Source organism: Rhodanobacter sp. C06, from assembly GCF_002001105.1.
Taxonomy (GTDB): Bacteria; Pseudomonadota; Gammaproteobacteria; order Xanthomonadales; family Rhodanobacteraceae; genus Rhodanobacter_A.
The window spans coordinates 17,718-40,294 of sequence record NZ_MUNP01000040.1 but is presented as its reverse complement, the minus strand read 5'-3'; the positions used below and the strand labels follow the sequence as shown (position 1 = coordinate 40,294).

General features: G+C 68.1%; 25 protein-coding genes and 1 riboswitch. Of the genes, 10 read left to right on the top strand and 15 right to left on the bottom strand.

What is annotated here, in order from left to right; all coding sequences use genetic code 11:
• Nucleotides 1-58: 58 nt before the first annotated feature.
• Nucleotides 59-535 carry an Lrp/AsnC family transcriptional regulator gene (locus B0E52_RS06770; protein WP_077482882.1) on the bottom strand — a complete coding sequence of 159 codons (477 nt, stop codon included), beginning with the start codon at nucleotides 533-535 and terminating at the stop codon, nucleotides 59-61.
• 93 nt (nucleotides 536-628) lie between these two features.
• On the opposite strand from B0E52_RS06770, the gene B0E52_RS06765 reads away from it, so the two are divergent.
• Entirely contained in the window at nucleotides 629-1,528 is a 900-nt protein-coding gene (locus B0E52_RS06765) for an EamA family transporter (RefSeq protein WP_077482880.1), read from the top strand.
• A 38-nt stretch (nucleotides 1,529-1,566) separates the two neighbouring features.
• Nucleotides 1,567-2,553, top strand: a complete 987-nt coding sequence (locus B0E52_RS06760; RefSeq protein ID WP_077482878.1) for an aldo/keto reductase — start codon at nucleotides 1,567-1,569, stop codon at nucleotides 2,551-2,553.
• A gap of 17 nt (nucleotides 2,554-2,570) precedes the next feature.
• On the opposite strand, the gene cfa is transcribed toward B0E52_RS06760, so the two are convergent.
• The 12 genes from cfa to B0E52_RS06700 all read right to left on the bottom strand — a co-directional run bounded on the left by cfa (nucleotide 2,571) and on the right by B0E52_RS06700 (nucleotide 12,371).
• On the bottom strand, nucleotides 2,571-3,689 hold the full coding sequence (gene cfa / locus B0E52_RS06755) for a cyclopropane fatty acyl phospholipid synthase (RefSeq protein WP_077482876.1): 1,119 nt from the start codon (nucleotides 3,687-3,689) through the stop codon (nucleotides 2,571-2,573).
• The gene (locus B0E52_RS06750) at nucleotides 3,686-4,033 is read right to left on the bottom strand and encodes a DUF190 domain-containing protein (protein WP_077482874.1); all 348 of its coding nucleotides are present in this window, start codon (nucleotides 4,031-4,033) and stop codon (nucleotides 3,686-3,688) included. Before B0E52_RS06750 ends, cfa begins: the two co-directional genes overlap by 4 nt.
• 13 nt (nucleotides 4,034-4,046) lie before the next feature.
• Nucleotides 4,047-4,433 carry a fluoride efflux transporter CrcB gene (crcB, locus tag B0E52_RS06745; protein ID WP_077482872.1) on the bottom strand — a complete coding sequence of 129 codons (387 nt, stop codon included), beginning with the start codon at nucleotides 4,431-4,433 and terminating at the stop codon, nucleotides 4,047-4,049.
• A gap of 67 nt (nucleotides 4,434-4,500) precedes the next feature.
• Nucleotides 4,501-4,591, bottom strand: a riboswitch (Fluoride riboswitch).
• Between the two features lie 45 nt (nucleotides 4,592-4,636).
• Nucleotides 4,637-5,743: a DUF2235 domain-containing protein gene (locus B0E52_RS06740; RefSeq protein ID WP_077482870.1), complete on the bottom strand. Its 1,107-nt coding sequence runs from the start codon at nucleotides 5,741-5,743 to the stop codon at nucleotides 4,637-4,639.
• Between the two features lie 68 nt (nucleotides 5,744-5,811).
• The gene (locus tag B0E52_RS06735) at nucleotides 5,812-6,198 is read right to left on the bottom strand and encodes a DUF4288 domain-containing protein (RefSeq protein ID WP_168174148.1); all 387 of its coding nucleotides are present in this window, start codon (nucleotides 6,196-6,198) and stop codon (nucleotides 5,812-5,814) included.
• 37 nt (nucleotides 6,199-6,235) lie between these two features.
• Nucleotides 6,236-8,020, bottom strand: coding sequence for a DUF885 domain-containing protein (locus B0E52_RS06730; protein WP_077482866.1), 1,785 nt, complete (start codon nucleotides 8,018-8,020; stop codon nucleotides 6,236-6,238).
• A 150-nt stretch (nucleotides 8,021-8,170) separates the two neighbouring features.
• Nucleotides 8,171-9,250: a glycosyltransferase family 9 protein gene (locus B0E52_RS06725; RefSeq protein WP_168174147.1), complete on the bottom strand. Its 1,080-nt coding sequence runs from the start codon at nucleotides 9,248-9,250 to the stop codon at nucleotides 8,171-8,173.
• A gap of 28 nt (nucleotides 9,251-9,278) precedes the next feature.
• On the bottom strand, nucleotides 9,279-9,794 hold the full coding sequence (locus tag B0E52_RS06720) for a hypothetical protein (RefSeq protein WP_077482862.1): 516 nt from the start codon (nucleotides 9,792-9,794) through the stop codon (nucleotides 9,279-9,281).
• A gap of 38 nt (nucleotides 9,795-9,832) precedes the next feature.
• Nucleotides 9,833-10,111 (bottom strand): cell division topological specificity factor MinE, encoded by a 279-nt coding sequence (gene minE, locus B0E52_RS06715; protein WP_077482860.1) that lies wholly within the window; start codon nucleotides 10,109-10,111, stop codon nucleotides 9,833-9,835.
• A gap of 5 nt (nucleotides 10,112-10,116) precedes the next feature.
• Nucleotides 10,117-10,932 (bottom strand): septum site-determining protein MinD, encoded by an 816-nt coding sequence (gene minD / locus B0E52_RS06710; protein ID WP_077482858.1) that lies wholly within the window; start codon nucleotides 10,930-10,932, stop codon nucleotides 10,117-10,119.
• 48 nt (nucleotides 10,933-10,980) lie between these two features.
• On the bottom strand, nucleotides 10,981-11,754 hold the full coding sequence (gene minC / locus B0E52_RS06705) for a septum site-determining protein MinC (protein WP_077482857.1): 774 nt from the start codon (nucleotides 11,752-11,754) through the stop codon (nucleotides 10,981-10,983).
• The gene (locus tag B0E52_RS06700) at nucleotides 11,751-12,371 is read right to left on the bottom strand and encodes a GNAT family N-acetyltransferase (protein ID WP_077482855.1); all 621 of its coding nucleotides are present in this window, start codon (nucleotides 12,369-12,371) and stop codon (nucleotides 11,751-11,753) included. Before B0E52_RS06700 ends, minC begins: the two co-directional genes overlap by 4 nt.
• 189 nt (nucleotides 12,372-12,560) lie before the next feature.
• Here B0E52_RS06700 and B0E52_RS06695 point away from each other — a divergent pair, with 189 nt between their 5' ends.
• The 7 genes from B0E52_RS06695 (at nucleotide 12,561) to B0E52_RS06665 (ending at nucleotide 20,893) form a co-directional block, all read left to right on the top strand.
• Complete coding sequence (locus tag B0E52_RS06695; protein ID WP_077482970.1) at nucleotides 12,561-13,784, top strand: sensor histidine kinase; 1,224 nt, start codon at nucleotides 12,561-12,563, stop codon at nucleotides 13,782-13,784.
• Between the two features lie 121 nt (nucleotides 13,785-13,905).
• Nucleotides 13,906-14,547, top strand: coding sequence for a response regulator transcription factor (locus B0E52_RS06690; protein WP_077482853.1), 642 nt, complete (start codon nucleotides 13,906-13,908; stop codon nucleotides 14,545-14,547).
• A gap of 297 nt (nucleotides 14,548-14,844) precedes the next feature.
• Entirely contained in the window at nucleotides 14,845-16,176 is a 1,332-nt protein-coding gene (locus tag B0E52_RS06685) for a polyketide cyclase (RefSeq protein ID WP_254426729.1), read from the top strand.
• Between the two features lie 206 nt (nucleotides 16,177-16,382).
• Entirely contained in the window at nucleotides 16,383-17,324 is a 942-nt protein-coding gene (locus tag B0E52_RS06680) for an ABC transporter ATP-binding protein (protein WP_077482851.1), read from the top strand.
• The gene (locus tag B0E52_RS06675; RefSeq protein ID WP_077482849.1) at nucleotides 17,321-18,055 is read left to right on the top strand and encodes an ABC transporter permease subunit; all 735 of its coding nucleotides are present in this window, start codon (nucleotides 17,321-17,323) and stop codon (nucleotides 18,053-18,055) included. Before B0E52_RS06680 ends, B0E52_RS06675 begins: the two co-directional genes overlap by 4 nt.
• A gap of 2 nt (nucleotides 18,056-18,057) precedes the next feature.
• Entirely contained in the window at nucleotides 18,058-19,971 is a 1,914-nt protein-coding gene (locus B0E52_RS06670; RefSeq protein ID WP_077482847.1) for a Gldg family protein, read from the top strand.
• Between the two features lie 64 nt (nucleotides 19,972-20,035).
• A complete protein-coding gene (locus B0E52_RS06665; protein ID WP_077482845.1) occupies nucleotides 20,036-20,893 on the top strand; it encodes a cytochrome c oxidase assembly protein in 858 nt (285 codons plus the stop codon).
• Between the two features lie 127 nt (nucleotides 20,894-21,020).
• Here B0E52_RS06665 and B0E52_RS06660 read toward each other — a convergent pair whose 3' ends face one another.
• Entirely contained in the window at nucleotides 21,021-21,470 is a 450-nt protein-coding gene (locus tag B0E52_RS06660) for a copper chaperone PCu(A)C (protein ID WP_077482843.1), read from the bottom strand.
• Nucleotides 21,467-22,081 carry an SCO family protein gene (locus B0E52_RS06655; protein WP_077482841.1) on the bottom strand — a complete coding sequence of 205 codons (615 nt, stop codon included), beginning with the start codon at nucleotides 22,079-22,081 and terminating at the stop codon, nucleotides 21,467-21,469. Before B0E52_RS06655 ends, B0E52_RS06660 begins: the two co-directional genes overlap by 4 nt.
• 69 nt (nucleotides 22,082-22,150) lie before the next feature.
• Here B0E52_RS06655 and B0E52_RS06650 point away from each other — a divergent pair, with 69 nt between their 5' ends.
• The gene (locus B0E52_RS06650; protein ID WP_077482966.1) at nucleotides 22,151-22,528 is read left to right on the top strand and encodes a DUF423 domain-containing protein; all 378 of its coding nucleotides are present in this window, start codon (nucleotides 22,151-22,153) and stop codon (nucleotides 22,526-22,528) included.
• Nucleotides 22,529-22,577: the final 49 nt, after the last annotated feature.

Sequence of the window (22,577 nt, the reverse complement as noted above, 5' to 3'; positions counted from 1 at the left end):
CCAGAACGGGCGGCGCCGGGACAGCTTGCGGCGCAGCCGGGTTCGTGCGGATGGCGCGTCAGCGCCGTTTCGGGACTTTCGGCAGCGGCGGGGCGCGCAGCGGCACCGGCGTGGACTGCACGATCGAGGTGGTGGTCTGGCCGTATTGCAGGAAGCGGTCGAGGATCTGGTCGAGGTTTTCCAGCGCGTCCAGGTGCACCTTGATGACGAAGCAATCCTCGCCGGTGACGCGATGGCATTCGGCGACCTGCGGCATCTTCTGCGCCAGTTCGGCGATCTTCGGTAGCTGGCCGGGAGCCGGGCGCACACGCACGTAGGCGGTGATCGGCCAACCCAGCGCCTTCGGTTCCAGCTCCAGCCGGTAGCCGCGGATCACGCCGGCTTCCTCCAACCGGTTCATGCGCTCCTTCACCGCGGGCGCGGACATGCCGATGCGTTGGGCGAGCTTGGTCACCGGCTGGCGGGGATCGTCCAGCAGGGCCTGCAGCAGCTCGATGTTGCGCGGATCGGACAGCAGAGTGGAAATCTGAGGCATATCGACCACATGACCTTCAAAAACTGATATATCGGTTGTTATTTCTTGCAACTATGCATGGATCATGCACCACTTGTCTGCAAAAGTGGAGTCATGGATGCACGCTCCGACCTTCCCGTGGCCGACCGGCCATCATCGCCGCCCGCGACCGCTGCAGGCCGGCTGCCGCCGCCGCTGTATTTCGTGGCCAGTGCGGTTTTCCACTACCTCGGCCCCGCTTTCGCGGTGCTGCTGTTCGCGCGCGTGGAACCCTTGGGCGTCGCCTGGCTGCGGATCGCCAGCGCGGCATTGATCTTCGCCGCATGGCGTCGGCCGTGGCGTCGCGTTTCGCAGCTGAATGCGGCGACGCGATGGAACATCGCGGGGCTGGGCGTGGTGCTCGGTGGCATGAATGCCTGCTTCTATCTGGCGATCGACCGCCTGCCGCTGGCGACGGTCGGCGCGATCGAGTTTCTCGGCCCGATCGGGCTGGCGCTGGCCGGGTTGCGCACGCAGCGCAATATCGTGGCGCTCGCGCTGGTGGTTGCCGGCGTGTGGCTGCTGACCCGCCTGCGCCTCGCCGGCACGCCGCTCGGCTTCGTGTTCGCCTTTGCCAACTGCGCGCTGTTCACGCTGTACATCGTGCTCGGCCATCGGGTGGCGAACGATGGCGGCGGCAACGCGATCGATCGCCTGGCCGCGGCGATGCTGGTGGCGCTGGTGGTGGTCACGCTGATCGGCATCCGTCCGGCTGCGCCGGCGCTGCTCAGCCTGCCGCTGCTCGCCGCGGGCACAGGCGTGGGCGTGACCTCATCGGTCATACCGTACGTGTGCGACCAGCTGGCGATGGCGCGATTGCCGCGGGCCACCTTCGCCACGCTGCTGGCCCTGCTGCCCGCCACGGCATGTATGGTCGGCGCGGTCGTGCTGCACCAGCTGCCCGGCCGGACGGAGACGATCGGCATTGCGCTGGTCGCCGCCGGCATCGCGATCCACCACGAGGCACGGCAATGAGACCAGGCCGAATCCACGCAACGACAGCGAGGTGACCCATGGATTACGCACGACTCGGAAAATCCGGACTCAAGGTTTCGCGCATCTGCCTCGGCTGCATGAGCTATTCGGTCGAGCCCACCGAGGCGAGGCCATGGACGCTGGACGAGGAGCACGGCCGACCGTTCATCCGCCGCGCGCTCGAACTGGGCATCAATTATTTCGACACCGCGAACATGTACTCCGGCGGCGGCAGCGAGCTGGTGCTGGGACGCGCGTTGCGCGACTTCGCCCGGCGCGAGGAGGTCGTCATCGCGACCAAGGTGTTCTATCCGATGCGCTCCGACGCCAACGGTGGCGGCCTGTCGCGCAAGGCGATCATGACCGAGATCGACGCCAGCCTGCGCCGGCTGGGCACCGACTACGTCGATCTCTACCAGATCCACCGCTGGGACGACGCCACGCCGATCGAGGAAACGCTGGAGGCGCTGCACGACGTGGTGAAGGCGGGCAAGGCGCGTTATCTGGGCGCCTCGTCGATGATGGCGTGGCAGTTCGCCAAGGCCTTGTACACCGCCGACCGGCATGGCTGGACGCGCTTCGTCTCGATGCAGCCGCACTACAACCTGCTCTATCGCGAGGAGGAGCGCGAGATGCTCGGCCTGTGCGCGGACCAAGGCATCGGCGTGGTGCCGTGGAGCCCGCTCGCCCGCGGCCGCCTGACGCGTGCCTGGGAAGACCGGCCCACGACGGTGCGCGGCGGCTCCGATCCCTGGGGCGACGGGGTCTATGCCGCGAGCACGGCGGTGGACAAGGTCGTGGTCGATCGCGTCGGCGAGGTCGCGGAGAAGCTGGGCGTCCCGCGGGCGCAGGTGGCGCTGGCCTGGCTGCTGCGCCAGCCGACGGTCACCGCGCCGATCGTCGGGGCCACCAGGCCGCACCATCTGGAGGAGGCCGTGGCGGCGCTGCCCGTGCGTTTGCCGGATGCCGAGGCCGCCGCGCTCGAAGCGCCTTACGTGCCGCACGCTGTCGCCGGCATCGACTGACCCGCCGGAGTCGACGCTCAGCGCGGCACGCGCAAACCGCCCGGCACGCCATTCGGGCTCAGCGTGAGTTGCCAGAGCTGGTCGCGGCGACTGCGGAACACCGCGGCGGAGGCGCCGAGGTAGTAGTGCCACATGCGGCGGAAGCGGTCGTCATAGTTTTTCGACAGCTCCGGCCAGGCGGCGTCGAAGTTCGCACGCCAGGCGCTGAGCGTGCGGTCGTAGTCGGTGCCGAAGTTGTGCCAGTCCTCGACCACGAACAGGCCTTCCAGCGCGGCGGTGACCTGGCTGGCGGCCGGGATCATCGAGTTGGGGAAGATGTATTTCTCGATCCACGGGTCGGGTTGGGCTGGCGTGCCGTTGCTGCCGATGCAGTGCAGCAGCGACAGGCCGTCCTCCTTCAGGCAGCGCCGCACGGTCTCGAAGTAGGCGCGGTAGTTCTTGCCGCCCACGTGCTCGAACATGCCGATGGAATACACCGCGTCGAACGGCTCGTCGATCTCGTGGTAGTCCTGCAGGCGGATCTCGATCGGCAAGCCCTTGCACAACTCGCGGGCGAACTCGGCCTGCTGTTCGGACACGGTGATGCCCACGCCGCTGACGCCGTATTTCTCAGCGGCGTACTTCAGCGCCTCGCCCCAGCCGCAGCCGATGTCCAGCACGCGCTGGCCGGGCTTGAGCTGCAGCTTGCGGCAGACCAGGTCGAGCTTGGCGGCCTGCGCGTCGTCGAGGTTGCCCGCCTCGGCCCAGTAGCCGCAGGAGTACACCAGCCGCTTGCCCAGCATGGCGTGGAACAGATCGTTGCCGAGGTCGTAGTGCGCCTTGCCGATCTCGAACGCGTGCTCGCCGCGCTGCAGGTTGATGAAGCGCGCCTTGAGGTGGGCGATCAAGGTGTCCAGGGTCTTGAGGTGCTCGTCCAGGTGCGAGGACAGCAGCTTCGTCATGAAGCCGGGCAGGTCGTCCACGTCCCACCAGCCGTCCATGTAAGCCTCGCCGAGGCCCAGCGAGCCATGCGCGAACACGCGGGCGTAGAGGTCCTCGTCGTGCACGCGCACGTCGGTGGGTGCGTCGCCGTCGATGCGGATGCCGGCGTGTTGCAGCAGGCCTTCCGCGCGCTGCTTCAATGAATCCTGGCTCATCGGGTTTCCTCGTTGCCGAGCACGCCGAAGCGCGCGGGGATGCGTGCGTACACCAGCTCCACGCCGGCCGCGCGCACCAGTTGCAGCAGGGTTTCCGCCTCGCTCTCGCGCAGCAGGAATTCCACCGCCACCGGCAGGTCGTCGGCGAGTTCGAAGAACGCTTCCTGGTGCAGCACGCCGTGGCGGCCGAAACCGGCGATGGCGCGGAACACCGAGCCGCCGCCGAGCTTGTGCCGTTTCGCCAGCTCCAGCAGCCACTGGGACACCAGCAGGCCGTCGTGGCGCGCGTGCATGTGCACGTAGAAGCGCAGCTGCACGCCGTCGATCGAGATTTCCGTGCTCATGGACGCTTGCTCCTCAATGCCGCAGCAGGCCGCGGGTGAGCGCGATGCCCACGATGGTCATGCCCAGCGTACCGACCAGGTGCATCGCCACGTGGCCGCCGAACCACAGGTATTGCTGGCGCAGCAGCAGCGTGTCGGCCTCGGCGGAGAATGTGGAAAAGGTCGTGAGGCCGCCGAGAAAGCCGGTCAGCACGAACAGCCGCAGCTCGGGCGGCAGGGTCTGGAAGTGCTCGAAGATGCCCATCATGCAGCCCATGATCAGGCCACCGAGCAGGTTCGCCGCCAGCGTGCCCAGCGGCACGGTGGGGAAGATCGGGTTGAGCGCGATGCCGAGCAGCCAGCGCAGCCAGCAGCCGATGGCGCCACCCAGGCCCACCGCGATGAATCCGTTGAGGTTCACGTGTCATGTCTCCTGTCCGCGAATCGAGGCATCCGCGACGACAGGCATGCCTGCGCCGCCGGAATCCGGTGGTGCAGGCATCATTAGCGTCGGTGCGGCTGCACTTCGGCGGTTCGCTCCATGGCTGGAGCGGGAGGCATGCCATCTCCCTCATGCATCGGCATGCTAGCCGATGCGCGGGGGCGGCGGTCAAGCGCGCAAGCTCAGGCGACGCCGGGCGGTGCGGCGATCACGTCGTCGCGCAGCGCGCGCGCCAGCGTGGGCGAGCGGTAGTCGTCGGCGAGCCGGCCGTGCCGCCACACCGACTCGTCCACGGTCTCGTTGACGCCGTTGCCGATCACCCGGTCGAACGGCGGCTTGAACGTCTTGTAGATGCCGTACATGAATTCGCCGTAGGAGTCGCGCGGCACGCCTGTGGCGGCATCGGGCGCCGGCACGCAGAGTTCGCTGCAGGCCAGCCCGGCCGCCATCGCCTTGCGCTGCAGCCAGGCCAGCGCGAGCTCCGGCAGCGGATCGGGCGCGCGGCCGGCGCCGTCGTGGTCATTGCCGCCGCCCACGTCGGCATGCGCGCCGATGAACCAGCGCTGCTCCACCTCGACCTGCTCGGCCTTCTTCGCGGTGGGCGATTCGCCGGGGGCGAGCATGTCGGGGTTGCGCGTCCACTTGGTCGGCGCGAAGTCGGCGCGGTGCTCGTCCAGTGCCAGCGCCTGGTAGGCGTGCTTGACGATGTAGCTGAGATCGGTGTCGTGGAACTGGTAACGCGAACCGGCGAACGGAAACCACGAAGCGGTGTCCGGGATGCCCAGCGAGCCCACGGTATCCCACACGCCGATGAAATGGATGTTCGTTTCGGTCGAGCGCGTAGCGCGCCAACGCACGGCCTCGGGGTCGCCCGGCTTGATCGCGGTATCGCGGTAGAACGTGTAGGCGTTCGTGACCGCATCGCTGCCGACGGTGCCGCCGGCGTCACGGCGCAGCATGCCGCACTTGCGGATCAGTCCGCCGAGGCTGCGCGCGCTGTAGGCGCCGCGGCTGAAGCCGAACAGCCAGATCTCGTCGCCGGGCTGCCACTCCCGGCACAGCCAGCGATAGCCGTCCTGCACGTTGCCGGACAGGCCGTAGCCGAACGCGCCGCCGAGCAGGTGGGGCATGCCGGACGCCACGCCCACGCCGGGGATGTAGTTGACGAGTTGTTCGGCGCCGGCCGCATCGCGTGGCGCGATCAGCCGGCGCAGGCGTTCCACGTTGGTGTTCGACTCGGGCTTGTTCCAGGTGCCGTCGAACAGAACCACCAGTCGGCGCACAGTCATTTCAGTCTCCGCGGCGGAGTGAAAGATCCCCTGCTAGGGATGTCAGCTGATCTTGCGGTTTATGCCGCTCAAAGCTTGAGATCAAACTCACGGATCGCGTTGAGCTTGTTTTCAGGAGGGAGGATGGATCCGGCGCGTTCCATGGGTAGCTTGCGCTGCACGATGTCGTACCAGACTTCGTCCTCATCGCATTCGGCTCCCAGATGGAGCAAGTCCATGATTCCTACAAACTCAAAGTGGACCATGGACCCCGCGTCATTTTTGTAGCTATGCATTACGGACTTCCCGCGGCGCTTGGCCAGCGCAAGTGCATTGCGCGCAGTCGGTGCCTGAATGACGATGATGCGTTCCTCGCACAAGCGCATGACATTGGGCCTGCCTTCATTCACCACGCGAAATTGGAAGAGCAGCTTCGCGGAAAATCTCAGCTTCTCTGCGTTCGCGTGTTTTGTCATGGGGCTCATCCAAAGAAGCGTGATTTTCGAATGTCCATTACAGCACCGGCGAGTCGTCGCCCAGCATCGCCTTGCGCACGATCGCGATCGGCGCGAAACCCTGCTGCATGAAGGCGTCGTGGAAGCGTTCGAGGTTGAAGTCCTTGCCCTGCTTCTTTTCGAGATCCGCGCGCAGCTTGAGGATCTCCAGCTTGCCCAGCGTGTAGTAGAGGTAGGTGGGGTCGGCGGTGCCGCGCTTGGTTTCCACCTCGCCCACGGCGCGCGACTGGTAGCCCTGCTTGACGAAGAAGTCCACCGCCTGCGCCATCGTCATCTGGCCGGTATGCAGCTTGATGCCCACGATGAAGCGCGCGTTGCGCAACAGCGCGTCCTGCAGCTGGCCCAGGCGCAGCAGCAGTTGCTGGCGGCGGTCGTGCGGGTAAAGGAACTGCGCCAGGCCCTCGTCCAGCATCATCTGCTCGCAGTAGTGCGCCCAGCCTTCCACGTTGGTGTTCGCGCCCAGGAGCTTGCGCACGCGGTCGTCGAGGTGGTGCATCCACAGGAACTGGATGTAGTGGCCGGGATAGGCCTCGTGCGTGGCCACGCTGTTGATCACCGGGTAGCTGAACTGCGCCATGAACTCCTGCGTGCGTTGCTTGTTCCAGCCGGGATCGGGCAGGGTGACGTTGAAGTAGGCCTCCTTCGCCACCGTCTCGTACGGCCCCGGCGTATCCATCGAGGCGAAGGTGGTGGCGCGCATGAACGGCGGCGTTTCCTCCACGATTGGCCGCACGTCGGAGGGGATGGTGATGATCTGCTTCTGCCGGATGAAGGCGACCAGTTGGCCGAAGCTGCCGCGGAAGGTGTCGAGCAGCTTGTCGCGCGGCGGGTGATCGGCGGCCAGTTCGGCCAGCACCTGCTGCGGCGTCTTCGTCGGGTCGAGCTCGTGCGCCACCTTGGCGAACTGCTGCTGGTTCGCGCGCATGTTCGCCGTGTCGATCGCGACCAGCTGGTCCAGCGGCAGGGTGACCATCTCGTCGTACTTCAGCTTGTCGCGGAAGGCTTGCGCGCCGATGCGGAAGTCGCCGTGCGAGCGCGGCAGCAAATCGGTCTTCAGCCACGCCTGGTAGTCCTCGAGCGCCTTGGTCACCGCGTCGTTGCTGGCGGCGAACTGCTGCTTCAGGTCCGCGTCGGTGATCTCGGCGAAGGCCGCGGGCACGTCGTGCTGGAAGAAGCTCACCAGGCCGGGCAGCTGTTCCAGCGCGATCTCGGTGTAGATCTCCGGCGGGTTGTCGAGGTTCTTGCGCGCCTCGGCCAGCACCGCCGGCATCAGCTTTTCGCGAGCGATCAGCGCGCGCAGCCGCGTTTCCGGCGACGCGAACTTGCGCTCCATCAGGGTGAACGCGCTGCTGGTGATGCCGCTGGAATAGCTGTCCGGGTTCTTCTGCCACGGCCGTATCGCTTCCAGCGTGAGCAGGGTGCTGCGGATGTTGTTGAGCACCAGTTCGCGATCGCCTTGCACGAACTCGCCGAGCGCCTTCGGGTCCGTCGCGGCGATGCGCGCTTCCCACTGCTTGAGAGCCTTGATGTTGGCGTCGACGCCGGCGCGCGAGTAGTCCTCCAGCTTGCCGTCCCATGCGTGCAGGCCATCGGCGGTAGCCACGCTGGGGTTGGCGGGGAAGTAGTAGTCGTCGAAGTACTGGTCGGCCAGCTGCGTGAAGGCCTGGTCGGCGGCCGAGGCCGTGGTGGTCGTGGCCGCGGGCGCGGCCTGCATGGCGAGGGCGCTGCCGCCCAGCGGCAAGGCGAGGGCGAAGGCACAGGCGATCCGGGTCAGCGGCTTCATCGAGGTTTTCCTGTGGCGTGATGGGTCGCATCCGCAGGTGGCGGCGCGGTGACACGGGAAGACTAGCGCAGCATGGGGCAGTGTAGGAGCGCACCCTGTGCGCGAATGCTCCGATGCTTCGATCAGAGCATTCGCGCACAGGGTGCGCTCCTACAGCCGTGCGGCGAGTTCGTGCGCCACTGCCTCGGGCGCGAGGCCGTAGGCGTGGATCACATGGTTGCCGGGGCCGTAGGGACCCCATTCGTCGGCGCGGGTGGTGGTGAAGATGCCCAGCGTGGGCACGCACGAGGCGCAGGCCAGGTGCATGATGCCGCAGTCGAGGCTGAGGTAGCCGTCGAGGTTGGCGAGCACGGCGCCGAGCTGACGCAGGTCGGTGGAGAAATAGCTCGGGTAGCGCGAGTCCAGCATGGAGCGGCCGTTCATCGGCACGATCTCCACCAGCCGGCAATCCGGACGCAACTGTTCCAGCGTGGCCAGCAACGGGCTCCACCAGTCGGTCCCCAGCAGCTTGGGACCGGTGGCGTTGGCGAACACGCCGATGGTCTTGCGGTGCCGAGCGTCGGCCGGGGCCGCGGTCAGCACGCGGTCCAGCACGCGCCGGCCGCGTGCAAGCTCGGCCTCGTCGAGGCGGATGTCGGGCACGGGGTAGTCGGCCTCGCTGTGATCGCCCAGCGCCTGGCGCAGCAGGTAGACCGGGCGCTGGCCCTTGTTCTGCACGTGTTCGGGCACCTCGACCGCGTGGGTCACGCTGCCGCTCTTCTTCGGCCCGCTGAAGCCCAGCGTCCAGGTGGCACGTGCCTTCAGCAGCAGCAGGCGGCCGGTCTGCGATTGCGGATCGACGTCGATCGCGAGGTCGTAATGCGCCTTGCGCATGCCGCGCAGGGCGCGCAGCCACTGGCGCGGATGACCGAAGCCGTGTGCGGGCATCTGGAACACTTCGCTGACGCGGTCGTAGTGGCCATACAGCTCGCGCCCGACCTGGCTGCGCGTGACGATGTCGATCTGGGCGCCGGGATACGTGGCTTCCAGTTCCTGGATCAGCGGCGTCAGCAGTAGCGCATTGCCCAGCGTGTGGCTGATGTGGCAGACGAGGATGCGATAAATGTTTCGGCGCGGCAGCGGCTCGCCGCTGGGCTCGGCGGGCTTGCCGAACAGCAGGCGCATCAAGCCGCGCGCCACGCGGCGGCGCAGATGGTCGAGGTCGAAAGCTTCGTGCGGGGTTCGCGCCACGGCGGGCCTGCGTAACGTGAGGGTTGGGTCAGGCGGCCGCGTCGGCCGCCACGGGAAGTGTGCCGTCGGGCCCGAGCAGGCCGCGCTCGACCAGCCAGCGCCGCGCATTCCCGGCGTCCTGCTCGAACCAGGCGCGGGTGGAGCCGAGCCGGAAGCTGTAGCCCCAGGTGTCCATGTCCGCCATCAGCCGTGCGCGGCCCACGCCGGGGAGTTCGTCGGCCAGCACGATCTGCAGGTAGCAGGTGGCGTCCTCCTCCTCGATCGAGTCGGTGGCGTCGGTGTGCACGGCGGCGCGCCGTTCCGGTGGCAGCACGATCAGGTGGCAGGCCTCGTGCAGCAGCGAATGCACCGGCGTGTCGCTGCGCGCGTACACCGTGTGGCCGATGATGCCGGCCTCCTCGTCGCCCCAGTAGCTGCCGGGAATGGGCGCGTCGTCGGCCACGCGTTGCAGCGCGAGGCCGTGACGGGCGAGCAGGGCGATCGGCGCGGTCTCGCCGAGGTCGGCGAGGCGCAGCACGCCGGGAGCGGTAGCGATGGCGGACATGGATGACGCCGCCCCGGCGGGCCGGGGCAGCGCGGCGCTCAGGTGGCCGGCGTGGCGGCGGCCTGCTTGACTTCCGGCAGCGCCACCGACAGCTCCAGTATCTCGTGCCCGCTGTCGCGTTCGAGGTTGATGTTGATCGCCTCGATGTCGACGTGGATATATTTCTTGATGACTTCGAGCAGATCACGGCGCATCAGCGGCAGGTAGTCCGGTGCGCCGCGGTCGGAGCGCTCCTGCGCCACGATGATGCGTAGACGCTCCTTGGCCATGCCGGCGGTGGGCTCGGGCTTGCGCTTCAGGAAGTCGAGAATGCCCATCGCGATCAGCCTCCGAATACGCGCTGGAGAAAGCCCTTCTTGGGCACATCGAGGAAGCGCAGGGCGCGCTCCTCGCCGAGGATGCGGGCGACGGTGTCGTGGTAGGCCTGGCCGGCCTGCGAATTCTCGTCGAGGATCACCGGCACGCCGGAGTTGGACGCGGCCAGCACCTGTTCCGATTCGGGGATCACGCCCACCACGTTGATGCCGAGAATATCTTCGACGTCCTTCACGCTGAGCATGTCGCCGTTGGCGACGCGCACCGGGCTGTAGCGGGTCAGCAGCAGGTGCTGCTTGATCGCGCCGTCGCCGCGCTCGGCGCGCCGGGTCTTGCTGGCGAGCAAGCCGAGGATGCGGTCAGAGTCGCGCACCGAGGAGACTTCCGGGTTCACCACCACCACGGCGTGGTCGGCGAAGTACATCGCCAGGTGCGCGCCTTTCTCGATGCCGGCGGGCGAATCGCACACCACGTAGTCGAAGCCGTCCTCGGACAGGCCGTCGAGCACCTTTTCCACGCCTTCCTGGGTCAGCGCGTCCTTGTCGCGGGTCTGGCTTGCAGCCAGCACGTAGAGGTTGTCGTGGCGCTTGTCCTTGATCAGCGACTGCTTGAGCGTGGCCTCGCCGTGCACGACGTTGACGAAGTCGTACACCACGCGGCGCTCGCAGCCCATGATCAGGTCGAGGTTGCGCAGGCCGACGTCGAAGTCGATCACCGCGACCTTCTTGCCGGCCATCGCCAGGCCGGTGGCGAGCGAGGCGCTGGTCGTGGTCTTGCCGACGCCGCCCTTGCCCGAGGTGACAACAATGATTTCAGCAGTCAAGTAACCATCTCCCGGGAACGTTCTTGTCGTTGTGGTTGAAGCGCCCGGTTACAGCCGGGCCAGCAGCAGTTTTTCGCCTTCGAGCCAGCATCGCACGGATTGGCCTTCGAGGTCTTTCGGTATCTGTTCGAACACGCGGTAGTGGCCGGCGATCGCCACCAGCTCGGCGCGGAAGTCGTGCACGAAGATGCGCGCGTCGGCGCTGCCCTGGGCGCCCGCCATGGCGCGGCCGCGCAGGCCGCCGTAGACGTGGATGTCGCCGTCGGCGATCACCTCGGCGCCGTTGGCGACGGTGCCGGTGACCACCAGGTCGCGGTCGCGCGCGTAGATCTGCTGGCCGGAGCGCACGGTGCCGTCGTGGTGCAGCGAGCCTTGCGCCCGTTCGGGCGCGGGGTCGGCGGCGGGCGCCTCGCGTGCCGGTGTCGATGCCGGCGCGGCCGCCGGTTCGGGAGCGACCGGTGGCGCGATGGCGCCGCTTGCCGGCTCATAGGCGGCGCGGAACTTGGCGATCAGCGGCAGGCCCATGCGGCGGGCCAGCGCCTCGGTCTCGCTGGTGCCGTAGGCCAGCCCCACCGGCAGCATGCCGGCGCTGCGCACGGCCTCCAGCAGCGCGTCGACCGCGCCGTCGTCGGGCAGGTTCAGCAGGTGGCTGAGGTCCAGCACCACGGCGGAGCGGGCGAACAGCTGCGGCGCGGAGCGCACGCGTCGCTCCAGTTCCTCGCACAGCGCGGCGGCGTCCACGCGCTTGATGCGCACGTTGGCGATGCCCACCTGACCGAAGCGCAGGTCGCAGGCGTCGGTTGCATCCAATGCGGCGGTCATGCGTGGCGCTCCCCGGCCTGCCGAAGCGGGCTGGAGGCCGGTGCCGGGCGCCGACGCTCGGCCAGCCACGGCAGTTCGGGCAGGCCGCCGTGTTCGAGCCAGGTTTCGCGCACGTAGGCGTAGCTGGGCAGATCCTTGGCGAGCAGGCTCACCTGGCGCGCCTTCCTCGATCCCATGCGCTGCTGGCCCACTTCCTGGAAGCCGTAGGTGCCGTGGAACAGCACGACCACGTCGTCGCGCGGCTCCAGGAACACCTCGCAGGTGAGCAGCGGCACGCGCACCTCGGCGTAGCTGGTGACGTCGCAATAGAAGATGCGGCCGAGGCCGTGGCGGCGGTAGGCATTGGCGATCACGATGCGATCGATGTACACGAACGCGGGGTAGTGTTCGCTGAACCACACGTAGTTCGGGCTGTGGTAGTCGCCGCCTTCGCGCAGCGCGATCAGGAAGCCGGCGATATGGCCGTCGATCTCGGCCACGCGGAAATAGTCCGCGCGCTCGAAGAAGTAGCGCAGCTGCGCGGCGTCGAGGGCGATGATGGATTGACCGGCAGCGTTGTTGAGGGCCAGCACGGCGTCCAGGTCGTGCTCGCTGACGTCGCGGATGGCAAGGGCCATTCGTTGCTCCGCAAAGTGTTATAGGAGGCCGGCGTGGCCTCGCGTCAATGTCACATTATGGCATGCCCCCGCCACCCGCACACCTCGCGCCGCCACATGTAAAGACGCTGTAAAGCAGTCGCATGCCTTTCGGCAGGGATGACTTCCCGCGCATTGCGCGAGCCGGGCGCGTGTCCAATGATGTGCGGCATGCCTCAGGTCAATTTCAGCCATATCCGGCTGCTGCGCTTCGCCGGATTGTTCACCTATCTGTGCGTGGGGACGCCGCTGCTCACCGAGTGGGCGCCCGACCGCCTGAGCCAGTTGCATCGTCCCGGGTTCTCGCTGCTGATCTGGACGTTGTGCTACCTGTCGTTCGGAGTGCTGTACTGGGCGGTGACCTACGACCTCGGTTCGCGCCGCCACGTGGGGCTGCGGCTGGTGGGTGTCCTGGTGATGAGCGCCGCGGCGGTGGCCGTCGGCTGGTACAGCCACAGCGGCCTGGTCGCGATGCTGTTCGCGGTGACGTCGCTGGTGCTGCCCTGGCTGCTGCCGCTCTGGCTCGGCGTGTTCTGCATCGTGCTGCAGTACCTCAGCCTGATCGCGGTGTTCGTGCACTTTCCCGAGTTCGGCCACAGCTTCATCAAGGTGATCCTGCAGACCATCATCTACCTGGGCATCTGCGCGCTGGCGTTCATCGCCTCGGTGGTGGCCAGCCAGCAGACCGAGGAGCGCGAGGCGCTCCGCCGGCTCAACTCCGAGCTGCGTGCCACCCGCGCGCTGCTGGCCGAGTCCAGCCGGCTGGCCGAGCGCATGCGCATCGCGCGCGAGCTGCACGACCTGATCGGCCACCACCTCACCGCGCTGAGCCTGAACCTGGAAGTGGCCAGCCACGTCTGCAACGAGGACGCCGTCGCGCACGTGCGCAAGGCGCAGGCCACCGCCAAGCACCTGCTGACCGACGTGCGCGAGGCGGTGAGCGAGCTGCGCCAGGACGACGCGATCGACCTCACCCAGGCGCTGCGCAGCCTCACCGAAGGCGTGCCGGGACTCAAGGTGCACGTGAGCATGCCGCCGCGCTTCAGCGTGGAGGATCCGCGCCGCGCCCAGGTGCTGCTGCGCTGCGCGCAGGAGATCATCACCAATACCGCGCGGCACGCCGGCGCACGCAACCTGTGGCTGACCTTCGCCTACGCCGGGCCGAGCCTGCTGGGCCTGCATGCGCGCGACGACGGCCGCGGCGCCACCCAGCCGGAGGCGGGCAACGGCCTGTCGGGCATGCGCGAGCGGCTGGCCGAGTTCGGCGGCAGCCTGGTGCTGGAAACCGCGCCGGGCGAGGGCTTCGCGCTCACCGTGCGCCTACCGCTGGGCGAGCAGCCGGAATTGGCGCATGCGCCTTCGCGGCTCGAACCGCCCGCGCTGAGTGTGCCGTGATGCTCACTATGAGTTCGCGCCACGCGCTTTTCGCATGCCAGAATGCATCGGTTCGGACACCGCATTGTTTCCCCTGTCGTTCGATGCCGCACCGGAACGACGACCGCTTCGAGGATCCGCGATGATTTCCGTCTGTCTCGTCGACGACCAGAACCTGGTGCGCCAGGGCGTGCGCTCGCTGCTCGATCTGGCCCAGGACATCCGCGTGGTGGCCGAGTGCGCCGACGGCGCGCAGGCGGTGCAGGAGATCCCCCGCGTCAAGCCCGACGTGGTGCTGCTGGACCTGCGCATGCCGAACATGAGCGGGCTGGAGGTGCTGCAGGCGCTCGCCGCGCGCAACGAGCTGCCGCCCACCATCATCCTCACCACCTTCGACGACGACCAACTGGTGCTGCAGGGGCTGAAGGCCGGCGCGCGCGGCTATCTCCTGAAGGATGTCTCGCTGGAGCAACTGGTGGAGGCGGTGCGCACCGTGGCCGCGGGCGGCTCGCTGGTGGCGCCGATGGTCACCCAGCGCCTGCTGGCCGGGGTGGGGCGCATGCAGAACCAGTTCACCAGCCTGGAGCAGCCCGATCCGCTGACCGAACGCGAGACCGAGATCCTGCGCCTGCTCTCCGGCGGCTACTCCAACAAGGAGATCGCCAACTCGCTGAAGGTGGCGGAGGGCACGGTGAAGAACCACGTCTCCAACATCCTCTCCAAGCTGGGCGTGCGCGACCGCACCCGCGCCGTGCTGAAGGCGCTGGAGCTGGGCATCGTCTGAGCCGCGGCGCGCCGATGCATCCATGCGCCCGCGGATGCTGCGGCGCAGCGTCCGGCGCGGTCCGACAAGCCTGCCGCAACAAGGTCTTGCAGCCGTCCATACGGCTTGCCGAAACCCGATGGCGTTCCGGCGCATGAGCAAGTAACATCCAGTCCTTCGGCGTTTGCCGACCCCCGGTCATCTCCCCGCGATCGAGCCGCAGCCAAGGCCCGCGCGACGGCTGGGGCAACACCTGAGTACCGCGTACAGACGTTCGGAGACCCTGGAATGATGCGTGTTCGTGTTCTTGAATTTCTGATGGCGTGCGCCATCGTCATCGGCATCGGCGTGCTGGCCGCGGTGATCATGCCCGGCAGCGGCCACATCGAGCGTTCGCTGGTGGTCGGCAAGGACATGCGCCAGGTCTACGACGTGCTCGCGAACTTCCGTCGCCTGCCCGAGTTCTCGGTGCTGAACTCGTACGATGCGCACATCAAGTACAACTGGTCCGGCAAGGCTTTCGGCCCCGGTGCCGAAGTGAGCTGGACCAGCAGCGATCCCCGCGCGGGCAGCGGCTCGCTGACCATCGACAGCGCCACCCCGGATTTCAACAAGGTCGACGGCACCGCCAAGAGCGCGAAGATCGTGTGGGACCTGGACAACGGCTGGAAGGGCTACGACAAGACCTTCACCCTCGACCTGGAACGCCAGGGCAGCCGCAACCAGCTCACCAACATCACCTGGTCGTATGACGTGAAGTACGGCTGGAACCTGGTGAACCGCTTCGCCAACCTGTACATCCACGGCGATCCCGACTCGTTCATCGAGTTCGGCCTGAACAGCCTGCAGAACGTGCTGGCCTCGGTGCCGAACGTCAACTACGGCGACCTGATCCCGTACATCCGCCAGACCGAGCAGACCCCGGTGCTGCTGGTGCCGGCCTCGATCCAGCGCAAGGACGGCATCGAGGGCCTGGCCGACACCGTCAACAAGGCGGTGGCGCAAATCCAGGCCACGGCGAAGAAGCTGGGTGTGAACGTCACCGGCCCGCGCATCATCTTCACCACCAACTACGGCGACACCACCTACACCTTCGACGTGGCGATGCCGATCGATTCCAGCACCGTCAATGTCAACGGCCAGACCCAGCAGCTCACCGCGCCGACGCCGCCCGCGCTGGACAGCAGCGCCCCGGCCGATGCCGGCACCGCTGCGGCTCCCGCCGCCCCGGCGGCGCTGAACCCGGGCGACCACGACAAGTTCGGCCGCCTGATCGTCGACGGCGACGTGCGCGCCACCCTGGCGTTCGGCGGCGCCGCGCTGGAAGGCGTGTGGAACGGTACCGCCGCCGGCGTGCCGCAGACCCGCGACATGCTGAAGGCCTATGCGTTGACCCACGGCTACAAGTTCGACGACGTGGTGAACCGCATGTACGACATCCTGGCCAAGCCCGAACTGAAGGATGCGCAGGGCAACATCACCAGCTACGCCGAATTCGACGTGTACCTGCCGATCACCAACGCGCCGGACCAGACCCCGGAGCAGGCCGCCGGCATCAAGCAGCCGACGCTGGAAGTGCAAGGCCCGGCCGCCGCCGGCAGCGCGCCGGCCCCGGCGAGCACCGCCCCGGCACCCGCCAGCAGCCACTGAGCCCCGCTTGTCGTTCCATCGAAAGGCCCTTCTCCGGAAGGGCCTTTCGTTTTCATGGCGCACATCCGTGCGCGCCACCCTCGCGGGCGTCCTGCGGACGTGCAAAACGGCAGTCCTGGCGTTTTGTGCTTGGACCGCTGCCGATGCGCCGGAACCTTCCCGCACGCTTGCGGTACATTGCAGGTGTTCCCGCCGCCCGCTCATCCATGATCGAGACCGAACGACTCACCCGCCGCTACGGCCAGCTCACCGCGGTGGACGCGCTGAGCATCCGCGCCGAACCCGGCCAGGTGCTGGGCCTGCTCGGGCCGAACGGCGCCGGCAAGTCCACCGCAATGCGCATGATCGCGGGTTTCCTCGCGCCCACCAGCGGCACCGCGCGGGTTTGCGGGTACGACGTGCAGCGCGCGCCGCTTGCCGCGCGCCGTGCGCTGGGCTACCTGCCCGAGGGCGCACCCAGCTACGGCGAGATGACGGTGCGCGAGTTCCTGGTGTTCATCGCGCGCATGCGCAAGCTCACCGCCGAGGTGGGGCATCGCCGCTTCGACGAGGTAGTGGGCTGGTTGCAGCTGGAGGACGTGCTGGAGGCCGGCATCGACACGCTGTCCAAGGGACTGCGCCGGCGCGTGGGGCTGGCCCAGGCGATCCTGCACGATCCGCCGGTGCTGATGCTGGACGAACCCACCGATGGCCTCGACCCCAACCAGAAGCACACCGTGCGCCAGCTGATCGACGCGATGGCGCGCGAGCGCACCATCCTGATCTCCACGCACCTGCTGGAGGAAGTGCACGCCTTGTGCAACCGCGTGGTAATCGTCGCGCGCGGGAAGCTGCTGGCCGACGCCACGCCCGCCGAGCTGGAGGCGCGTTCGCGCTACCACGGCGCGGTGTCGTTCAGCGCGCCGGGCAGCGGGGTCTCGCAGGAGATGCTGGGTCGGCTGCCGCAGGTGGCTTCGATCGAGGTGGATCCGCTGGACGGGCGCATCACCGTGTTTCCGAGGCCGGGCGCCCGCATCCTGGAACCGGTGGAGCAGCTGCTGCGCGAGCAGGGGCTGGAGGTTTCCGAGATCCAGCTCGAACGCGGGCGGCTGGACGAGGTGTTCCGCCAGATCACCACCGCGCAGGACGCGATGGGGGCGAGCGCATGAGCCCGGTCAACGCGGTGTTGCGGCGCGAGCTGCGCAGCTTCTTCGTGACGCCGATGGCCTACGTGTTCCTGGTCATCTTCCTGGTGCTGGCGGGCATCCTCACGTTCTACACGGGCGACTTCTACGAGCGCGGCCAGGCCGACCTGCAGCCGTTCTTCGTGGTGCATCCCTGGCTGTACCTGATCCTGGTGCCCGCGGTGACCATGCGCATGTGGGCGGAGGAGGCCAAGGGCGGCACGCTGGAACTGCTGCTGAGCCTGCCGCTGACGCTGTGGCAGGCGATGCTGGGCAAGTTCCTCGCCGCGTGGCTGTTCATCGGGCTGGCGCTGGCGCTGACCTTCCCGATCTGGCTCACCGTGAATTACCTCGGTTCGCCCGACAACGGGGTGGTCTTCGCGGGCTACCTGGGCAGCTGGCTGATGGCCGGCAGCTTCGTGGCGATCGGTGCCTGCCTGTCAGCGCTGACCCGCAGCCAGGTGGTGGCGTTCGTGCTCACCGCCACGGTGTGCGTGCTGCTGATCCTGGCCGGCCAGCCGCAGGTGCTGGACTTCTTCTCCGGCGCGCTGCCGCGCCGGCTGATCAATGCGCTGGCCTACCTCAGCATGCTGCGGCACTTCGAGGCGATCGCGCGCGGCGTGCTCGACCTGCGCGACCTGGCCTACTTCGTGCTCAGCATCGTCGGCTGGCTGATCGCAGGCGTGCTGCTGCTCGAACTGAAGCGGGTGCGCTGACGATGGCCCGTCTGCGCCTTCCCGCTGTATTCACCACGCCGCTGCGCTGGAACCGGCGCGCCACGCTGTACGCGGCGCTGGTACTGCTGACCCTGGTCTTCGTGTCGCTGATCGTGTCGAGCGGACACTGGCTGCGCACGCGGCGCATCGACCTCACCGCCGACCGGCTGTACACGCTCTCGTCCGGCACCCTGCAGATCGTCGACCACCTGCAGCGGCCGCTGCGCCTCACGCTTTATTTCTCCGAGCACGCCACCCGCGACCTGCCCAAGCTGCGCAGCTACGAGCAGCGCGTGCGCGACATGCTGCAGGAGATCGCGGCCCGCTCCCACGGGCGCGTGAAACTCGTGGTGGTCGATCCGGTGCCGTACTCCGACGACGAGGCCAGCGCCGAAGGCGCGGGGCTCACCTCGGCCAGCGGCGGCAGCAACGGCGAGCGGGTGTTCTTCGGCCTGGCCGGCAGCGTACTGCCCGGCGGCGCCGACAGCGAGACGGTCGAGGCCGCGCCGGAGCGCATGCTGGCGATCCCGTTCTTCGATCCGGCGCGCGAATCCTTCCTCGAATACGACATCGCCAAGCTGCTGTACGAACTCAACCAGGTCAACAAGCCGCACATCGGCGTGATCAGTTCGCTGCCGGTGGAGGGCAACCCGGTGCTGGGCCAGCAGCCCTGGGTGGCGATGCAGCAGCTGGCCCAGCTGTTCGAGGTGAAGACGATCGATCCCGGTCAGCTCAAGCAGGTCGGCGCGGACATCCGCGTGCTGCTGCTGATCCATCCCAAGAACCTGCCGGCGGACGCGCTGTACGCGATCGACCAGTACGTGCTGCGCGGCGGCCACCTGGTGGTGTTCGTCGACCCGGATGCAGAACTGGACGACACGCCGGGCGATCCCGCCAGCGGCACGCTGCCCGACCACAGCTCGAACCTGCCGCGGCTGTTCGCGGCCTGGGGCGTGCGCTACGACCCGCACGAGGTGGTGCTGGACCGCGCGCACGCGCTGACCATCGAGCTCAACGGCAACAACGTCAGCCATCCGGCGATGCTGGGGCTGGACGCGCAGCAGCTCAACCACGGCGACGTGGTCACCGCGAGCCTGCAGCGCATCGATCTGTCCACCGCCGGCCACTTCGACCTCACCCCGAACGCGAGCGCACGGTTGATCCCGCTGCTGCAGAGCAGCGCCGATGCCGAGGCGGTGCCGGTGGTGCGGGTGCTCCAGGCCATCGACAACCCGGCCCTGCTGCTGCAGGACTACAAGCCGGACAACACCAACTACGTGTTCGCCGCGCGCCTGCGCGGCGGCTTCGCCAGCGCGTTTCCCGAGCGCGCGAAACAGCCCGGCCACCTGGCGCGCTCGGCCGCCGGCGACGAGGTGATCCTGGTCGCCGACACCGACCTGCTCAGCGACCGACTGTGGGTGGAGCCGCAGACCATCCTGGGCCAGGTCATGATGCAGCCGTTCGCGAACAACGGCGAGTTCGTCAGCAACCTGGTGGACAACCTCAGCGGTTCCTCGGCGCTGCTGTCGGTCCGCGGCCGTTCCACCTCGCAGCGGCCGTTCACCCGCGTGGAGGCACTGCGCAACGTGGCCGACCAGAAATTCCTGCAGAAGGAGCAGGAGCTGGAACGCGAGCTGGCCGAAACGCGGCAGCGGCTGGAGGAGCTGCAGCCGGGCAAGGGCGGCCACGGCGGCAACGTCAGCACCGAGCAGCGGCGCGAGATCGAGCAGTTCCGCCAGCGCCAGTTGGCGATCAACAAGGAGCTGCGCGACGTGCAGCACCAGCTCAACGCCGAGATCGACGCGCTGGGCCTGCGCCTGAAGGTGATCAACATCGTGGTGGTGCCTGCGCTGGTGGCGCTGCTGGGCCTGCTGTACGGCTGGCGTCGCACCCGCCGCAACCGGCGGCGGCCGTGAACATGCCGGCGCCGCGAGCGGCAATCCGCCGCAATGGGCGCGCCGCTGCCGGCGCTATGCTGGACTGATGGCAACGTTGCTGAAATGGATCGTGCCGTGGGAGTTCTCGTGGGTGTTTCTCGCGAGCTTCCTGCTGGCCGGCGTGCTGTACTGGCGCGGCAGCCGGCGCCTGCGCGTGAGTCGCGCCCGCCGCGCGGCGTTCTGGGTCGGCATGGCGATCATCTGGCTCACGCTGCAGACCTATCTGGATTTCTACGCCGAGCACGAGTTCTTCGTGCATCGCCTGCAGCAGTTGCTGCTGCACCACCTCGCGCCGCTGCTGATCTGCGCCTCGTTCCCCGCCAGCGTGCTGCGCGCGGGCCTGCCGCGGCGCTGGCGGCTGCGCTGGCTGAAGCCGCTGCGGGGCTCGTGGCCGTGGCGTGCCGTCAGCGGCGTGCTGTTCCAGCCGTTGCTGGCGTCGATCCTGTTCGTGTTCTTCGTGCTGATCTGGCTGGTGCCGTGGGCGCAGACGCTGGCCATGCTGGACTGGCGCGTCTACCGCTTCATGAACTGGACGATGCTGCTCTCGGGCTTCGTCTACTGGTCGCTGATCCTCGACCACCGGCCGCACCCGCCGGGACGCATGGGCGCGGGCATGCGCGTGCTGTCGCCGGGCATCACGATGGCGCCGCAGATCCTTGCCGGCGCCATTGTCACGTTCTCGCGCAGCGACCTCTATCCGATCTTCGAGATCTGCGGCCGTGCGTTCAGCTTCAACGTGCTCACCGGGCAGATGATCGGCGGCGTGATCACCTGGGTGCCGGCGGCGCTGCTGGAGTCGCTCGGCGGCCTGCTGGCGCTGCGCCAGTGGCTGCGGCTGTCGCGCAGCGGGCGGCTGCCGCGCAAGACCTGGCAGCCGCCGCGCCGGGCTGCGCTTGATTGAAAAGGGCGGCCACGCATGACTGCCCGTTCGATCTTCACGATCGAGGACGATCGCAAGGGATCATTGAAGAGTGCGGCCAGGGATGGCCGCTCATTTGATTCTCGCGATCAGGGACGATCGCAAAGGTTCAACGGCCGTCGTCCAGCGCGTTCGCCGGCCGTGCGGTGAAATCCACCGGCAGCGTGGAACCGTCGCCGAATTCCAGCACCACGCGCACCGTATCGCCGGGCTGCACGGGATGTTTCGCGTGCATCAGCATCAGGTGGTAGCCGCCCGGCTTGAGCGCCTGCGTGCCGTGGGCGGGAATGCCCAGCGCATCGACCATGGTCATGCGGTTCATGCCGCCGGCACTGGAGCTTTCGTGCAGCATCGCCTCGCCATAGGCTGGGCTGCTGGCGCCGGTCAGCGAGACCGCGCGGTCGCTGTCGTTGCGCAGGATCACGTAGGCACCTGCAGGCAGATCGCCGGGCAGCACGCGGATCCAGGCGTGGCTCGCGGTCACATGCCCGGGAGCGGCATGCGCGAGGCCGGTGCCGAGCAGGCCGGCGAACAGCAGCGGCAGGACGACGCGCTTCATGCGGAAGTCCCCGCGCCCAGCAGCAGCTGCAGGTCGTGCACCAGGTCGTCCTGCGGCGTGCCGGGCGTGGAGAGCACGCGGGCGCGGCCGTCGCGGTCGAACACGTAGATCGCCGAGCTGTGGGTGACCTCGTAGTTGCCGTCCTTGCCGGAAGGCTCGCGGGTGAACGCCGAGCGGTAGCGCTTGCTCAGCGCCTCGATCGCGCGGGGGCTGCCGGTGAGGCCCACTGCGCGCTTGTCGAAGGCGTTGACATAGGCGTGCAGCACCGCCGGTGTGTCGCGCGCGGGGTCGACGCTGACGAACAGGATGCGCACGTCGTCGCCCGGCTTGCCCAGCTTCTGCAGCGTCACGTGCAGCTGGGCCAGGGTCAGCGGGCAGACGTCGGGGCAGTGCGTGTAGCCGAAGTACAGCAGCAGCACCTTGCCGCGGTAATCCGCGGCGCTCACCGCGTTGCCGTTGTCGTCGGTGAGCTGGAATTGCAGGTCCGGCATGTGCCCGCTGATGTTGGTGAGCTTGAACGGCGGCGCATCGCGATGGCAGGCAGTGAGCAACAGGGCGCCGGCCAGCGGCAGCAGGAGCAGGGCGAGACGCAGGAGGCGTGGGAACTTCATGCGAGAATCCGTGGCATCAAGCGCCCAAGCATACGCTGCGCGACCATCAGTTACCGGAGTCCGGCCATGCTGCGACAAACTGCCCGATCACGCGCCGGCCTGCTCGCCGGCATCGCCGGAGCCAGCGCGGTATTGCTCGGTGCGTTCGGCGCGCATGCCTTGCGCAATGCGCTCGATCCCGCCCATCGCGAGCTGTGGCACACCGCGGTGGAATACCACGCATGGCATGCGCTGGCGCTGGTGCTCGTGGTGGGACTCGGTGCGGGACGTGCGGGTCGTTGTGCGGTGATTGCCTTCGCATGCGGCATCGTGCTGTTCAGCGGCAGCCTGTATGCGCTGGCCTTGGGCGCACCGCGCTGGACCGGCATCGTCACGCCGTTCGGCGGCGTGGCCTTCGTGGTCGGCTGGGTCGCGTTGGGGCTCTCGCTGCGCCGGCGCGGGGCGTAGCCCGGTCGGGCGTCATGCGCCTGTCATGCCGGGGCGCGAGCATGCCGGC

What these genes read in the sequence shown, in the direction of transcription:
- B0E52_RS06765 (WP_077482880.1), top strand. Translation starts at nt 629, where the DNA reads ATGGATGCACGCTCCGACCTTCCCGTGGCCGACCGGCCATCATCGCCG.
- B0E52_RS06660 (WP_077482843.1), bottom strand. Translation starts at nt 21,470, where the DNA reads ATGAAGCGCGTCGTCCTGCCGCTGCTGTTCGCCGGCCTGCTCGGCACC.
- B0E52_RS06760 (WP_077482878.1), top strand. Translation starts at nt 1,567, where the DNA reads ATGGATTACGCACGACTCGGAAAATCCGGACTCAAGGTTTCGCGCATC.
- B0E52_RS06720 (WP_077482862.1), bottom strand. Translation starts at nt 9,794, where the DNA reads ATGTCCGCCATCGCTACCGCTCCCGGCGTGCTGCGCCTCGCCGACCTC.
- B0E52_RS06700 (WP_077482855.1), bottom strand. Translation starts at nt 12,371, where the DNA reads ATGGCCCTTGCCATCCGCGACGTCAGCGAGCACGACCTGGACGCCGTG.
- B0E52_RS06695 (WP_077482970.1), top strand. Translation starts at nt 12,561, where the DNA reads ATGCCTCAGGTCAATTTCAGCCATATCCGGCTGCTGCGCTTCGCCGGA.
- B0E52_RS06740 (WP_077482870.1), bottom strand. Translation starts at nt 5,743, where the DNA reads ATGACTGTGCGCCGACTGGTGGTTCTGTTCGACGGCACCTGGAACAAG.
- cfa (WP_077482876.1), bottom strand. Translation starts at nt 3,689, where the DNA reads ATGAGCCAGGATTCATTGAAGCAGCGCGCGGAAGGCCTGCTGCAACAC.
- B0E52_RS06675 (WP_077482849.1), top strand. Translation starts at nt 17,321, where the DNA reads ATGAGCCCGGTCAACGCGGTGTTGCGGCGCGAGCTGCGCAGCTTCTTC.
- B0E52_RS06670 (WP_077482847.1), top strand. Translation starts at nt 18,058, where the DNA reads ATGGCCCGTCTGCGCCTTCCCGCTGTATTCACCACGCCGCTGCGCTGG.
- B0E52_RS06770 (WP_077482882.1), bottom strand. Translation starts at nt 535, where the DNA reads ATGCCTCAGATTTCCACTCTGCTGTCCGATCCGCGCAACATCGAGCTG.
- B0E52_RS06690 (WP_077482853.1), top strand. Translation starts at nt 13,906, where the DNA reads ATGATTTCCGTCTGTCTCGTCGACGACCAGAACCTGGTGCGCCAGGGC.
- B0E52_RS06685 (WP_254426729.1), top strand. Translation starts at nt 14,845, where the DNA reads ATGGCGTGCGCCATCGTCATCGGCATCGGCGTGCTGGCCGCGGTGATC.
- minE (WP_077482860.1), bottom strand. Translation starts at nt 10,111, where the DNA reads ATGGGCATTCTCGACTTCCTGAAGCGCAAGCCCGAGCCCACCGCCGGC.
- B0E52_RS06655 (WP_077482841.1), bottom strand. Translation starts at nt 22,081, where the DNA reads ATGAAGTTCCCACGCCTCCTGCGTCTCGCCCTGCTCCTGCTGCCGCTG.
- B0E52_RS06735 (WP_168174148.1), bottom strand. Translation starts at nt 6,198, where the DNA reads ATGACAAAACACGCGAACGCAGAGAAGCTGAGATTTTCCGCGAAGCTG.
- minC (WP_077482857.1), bottom strand. Translation starts at nt 11,754, where the DNA reads ATGACCGCCGCATTGGATGCAACCGACGCCTGCGACCTGCGCTTCGGT.
- B0E52_RS06750 (WP_077482874.1), bottom strand. Translation starts at nt 4,033, where the DNA reads ATGAGCACGGAAATCTCGATCGACGGCGTGCAGCTGCGCTTCTACGTG.
- B0E52_RS06730 (WP_077482866.1), bottom strand. Translation starts at nt 8,020, where the DNA reads ATGAAGCCGCTGACCCGGATCGCCTGTGCCTTCGCCCTCGCCTTGCCG.
- B0E52_RS06680 (WP_077482851.1), top strand. Translation starts at nt 16,383, where the DNA reads ATGATCGAGACCGAACGACTCACCCGCCGCTACGGCCAGCTCACCGCG.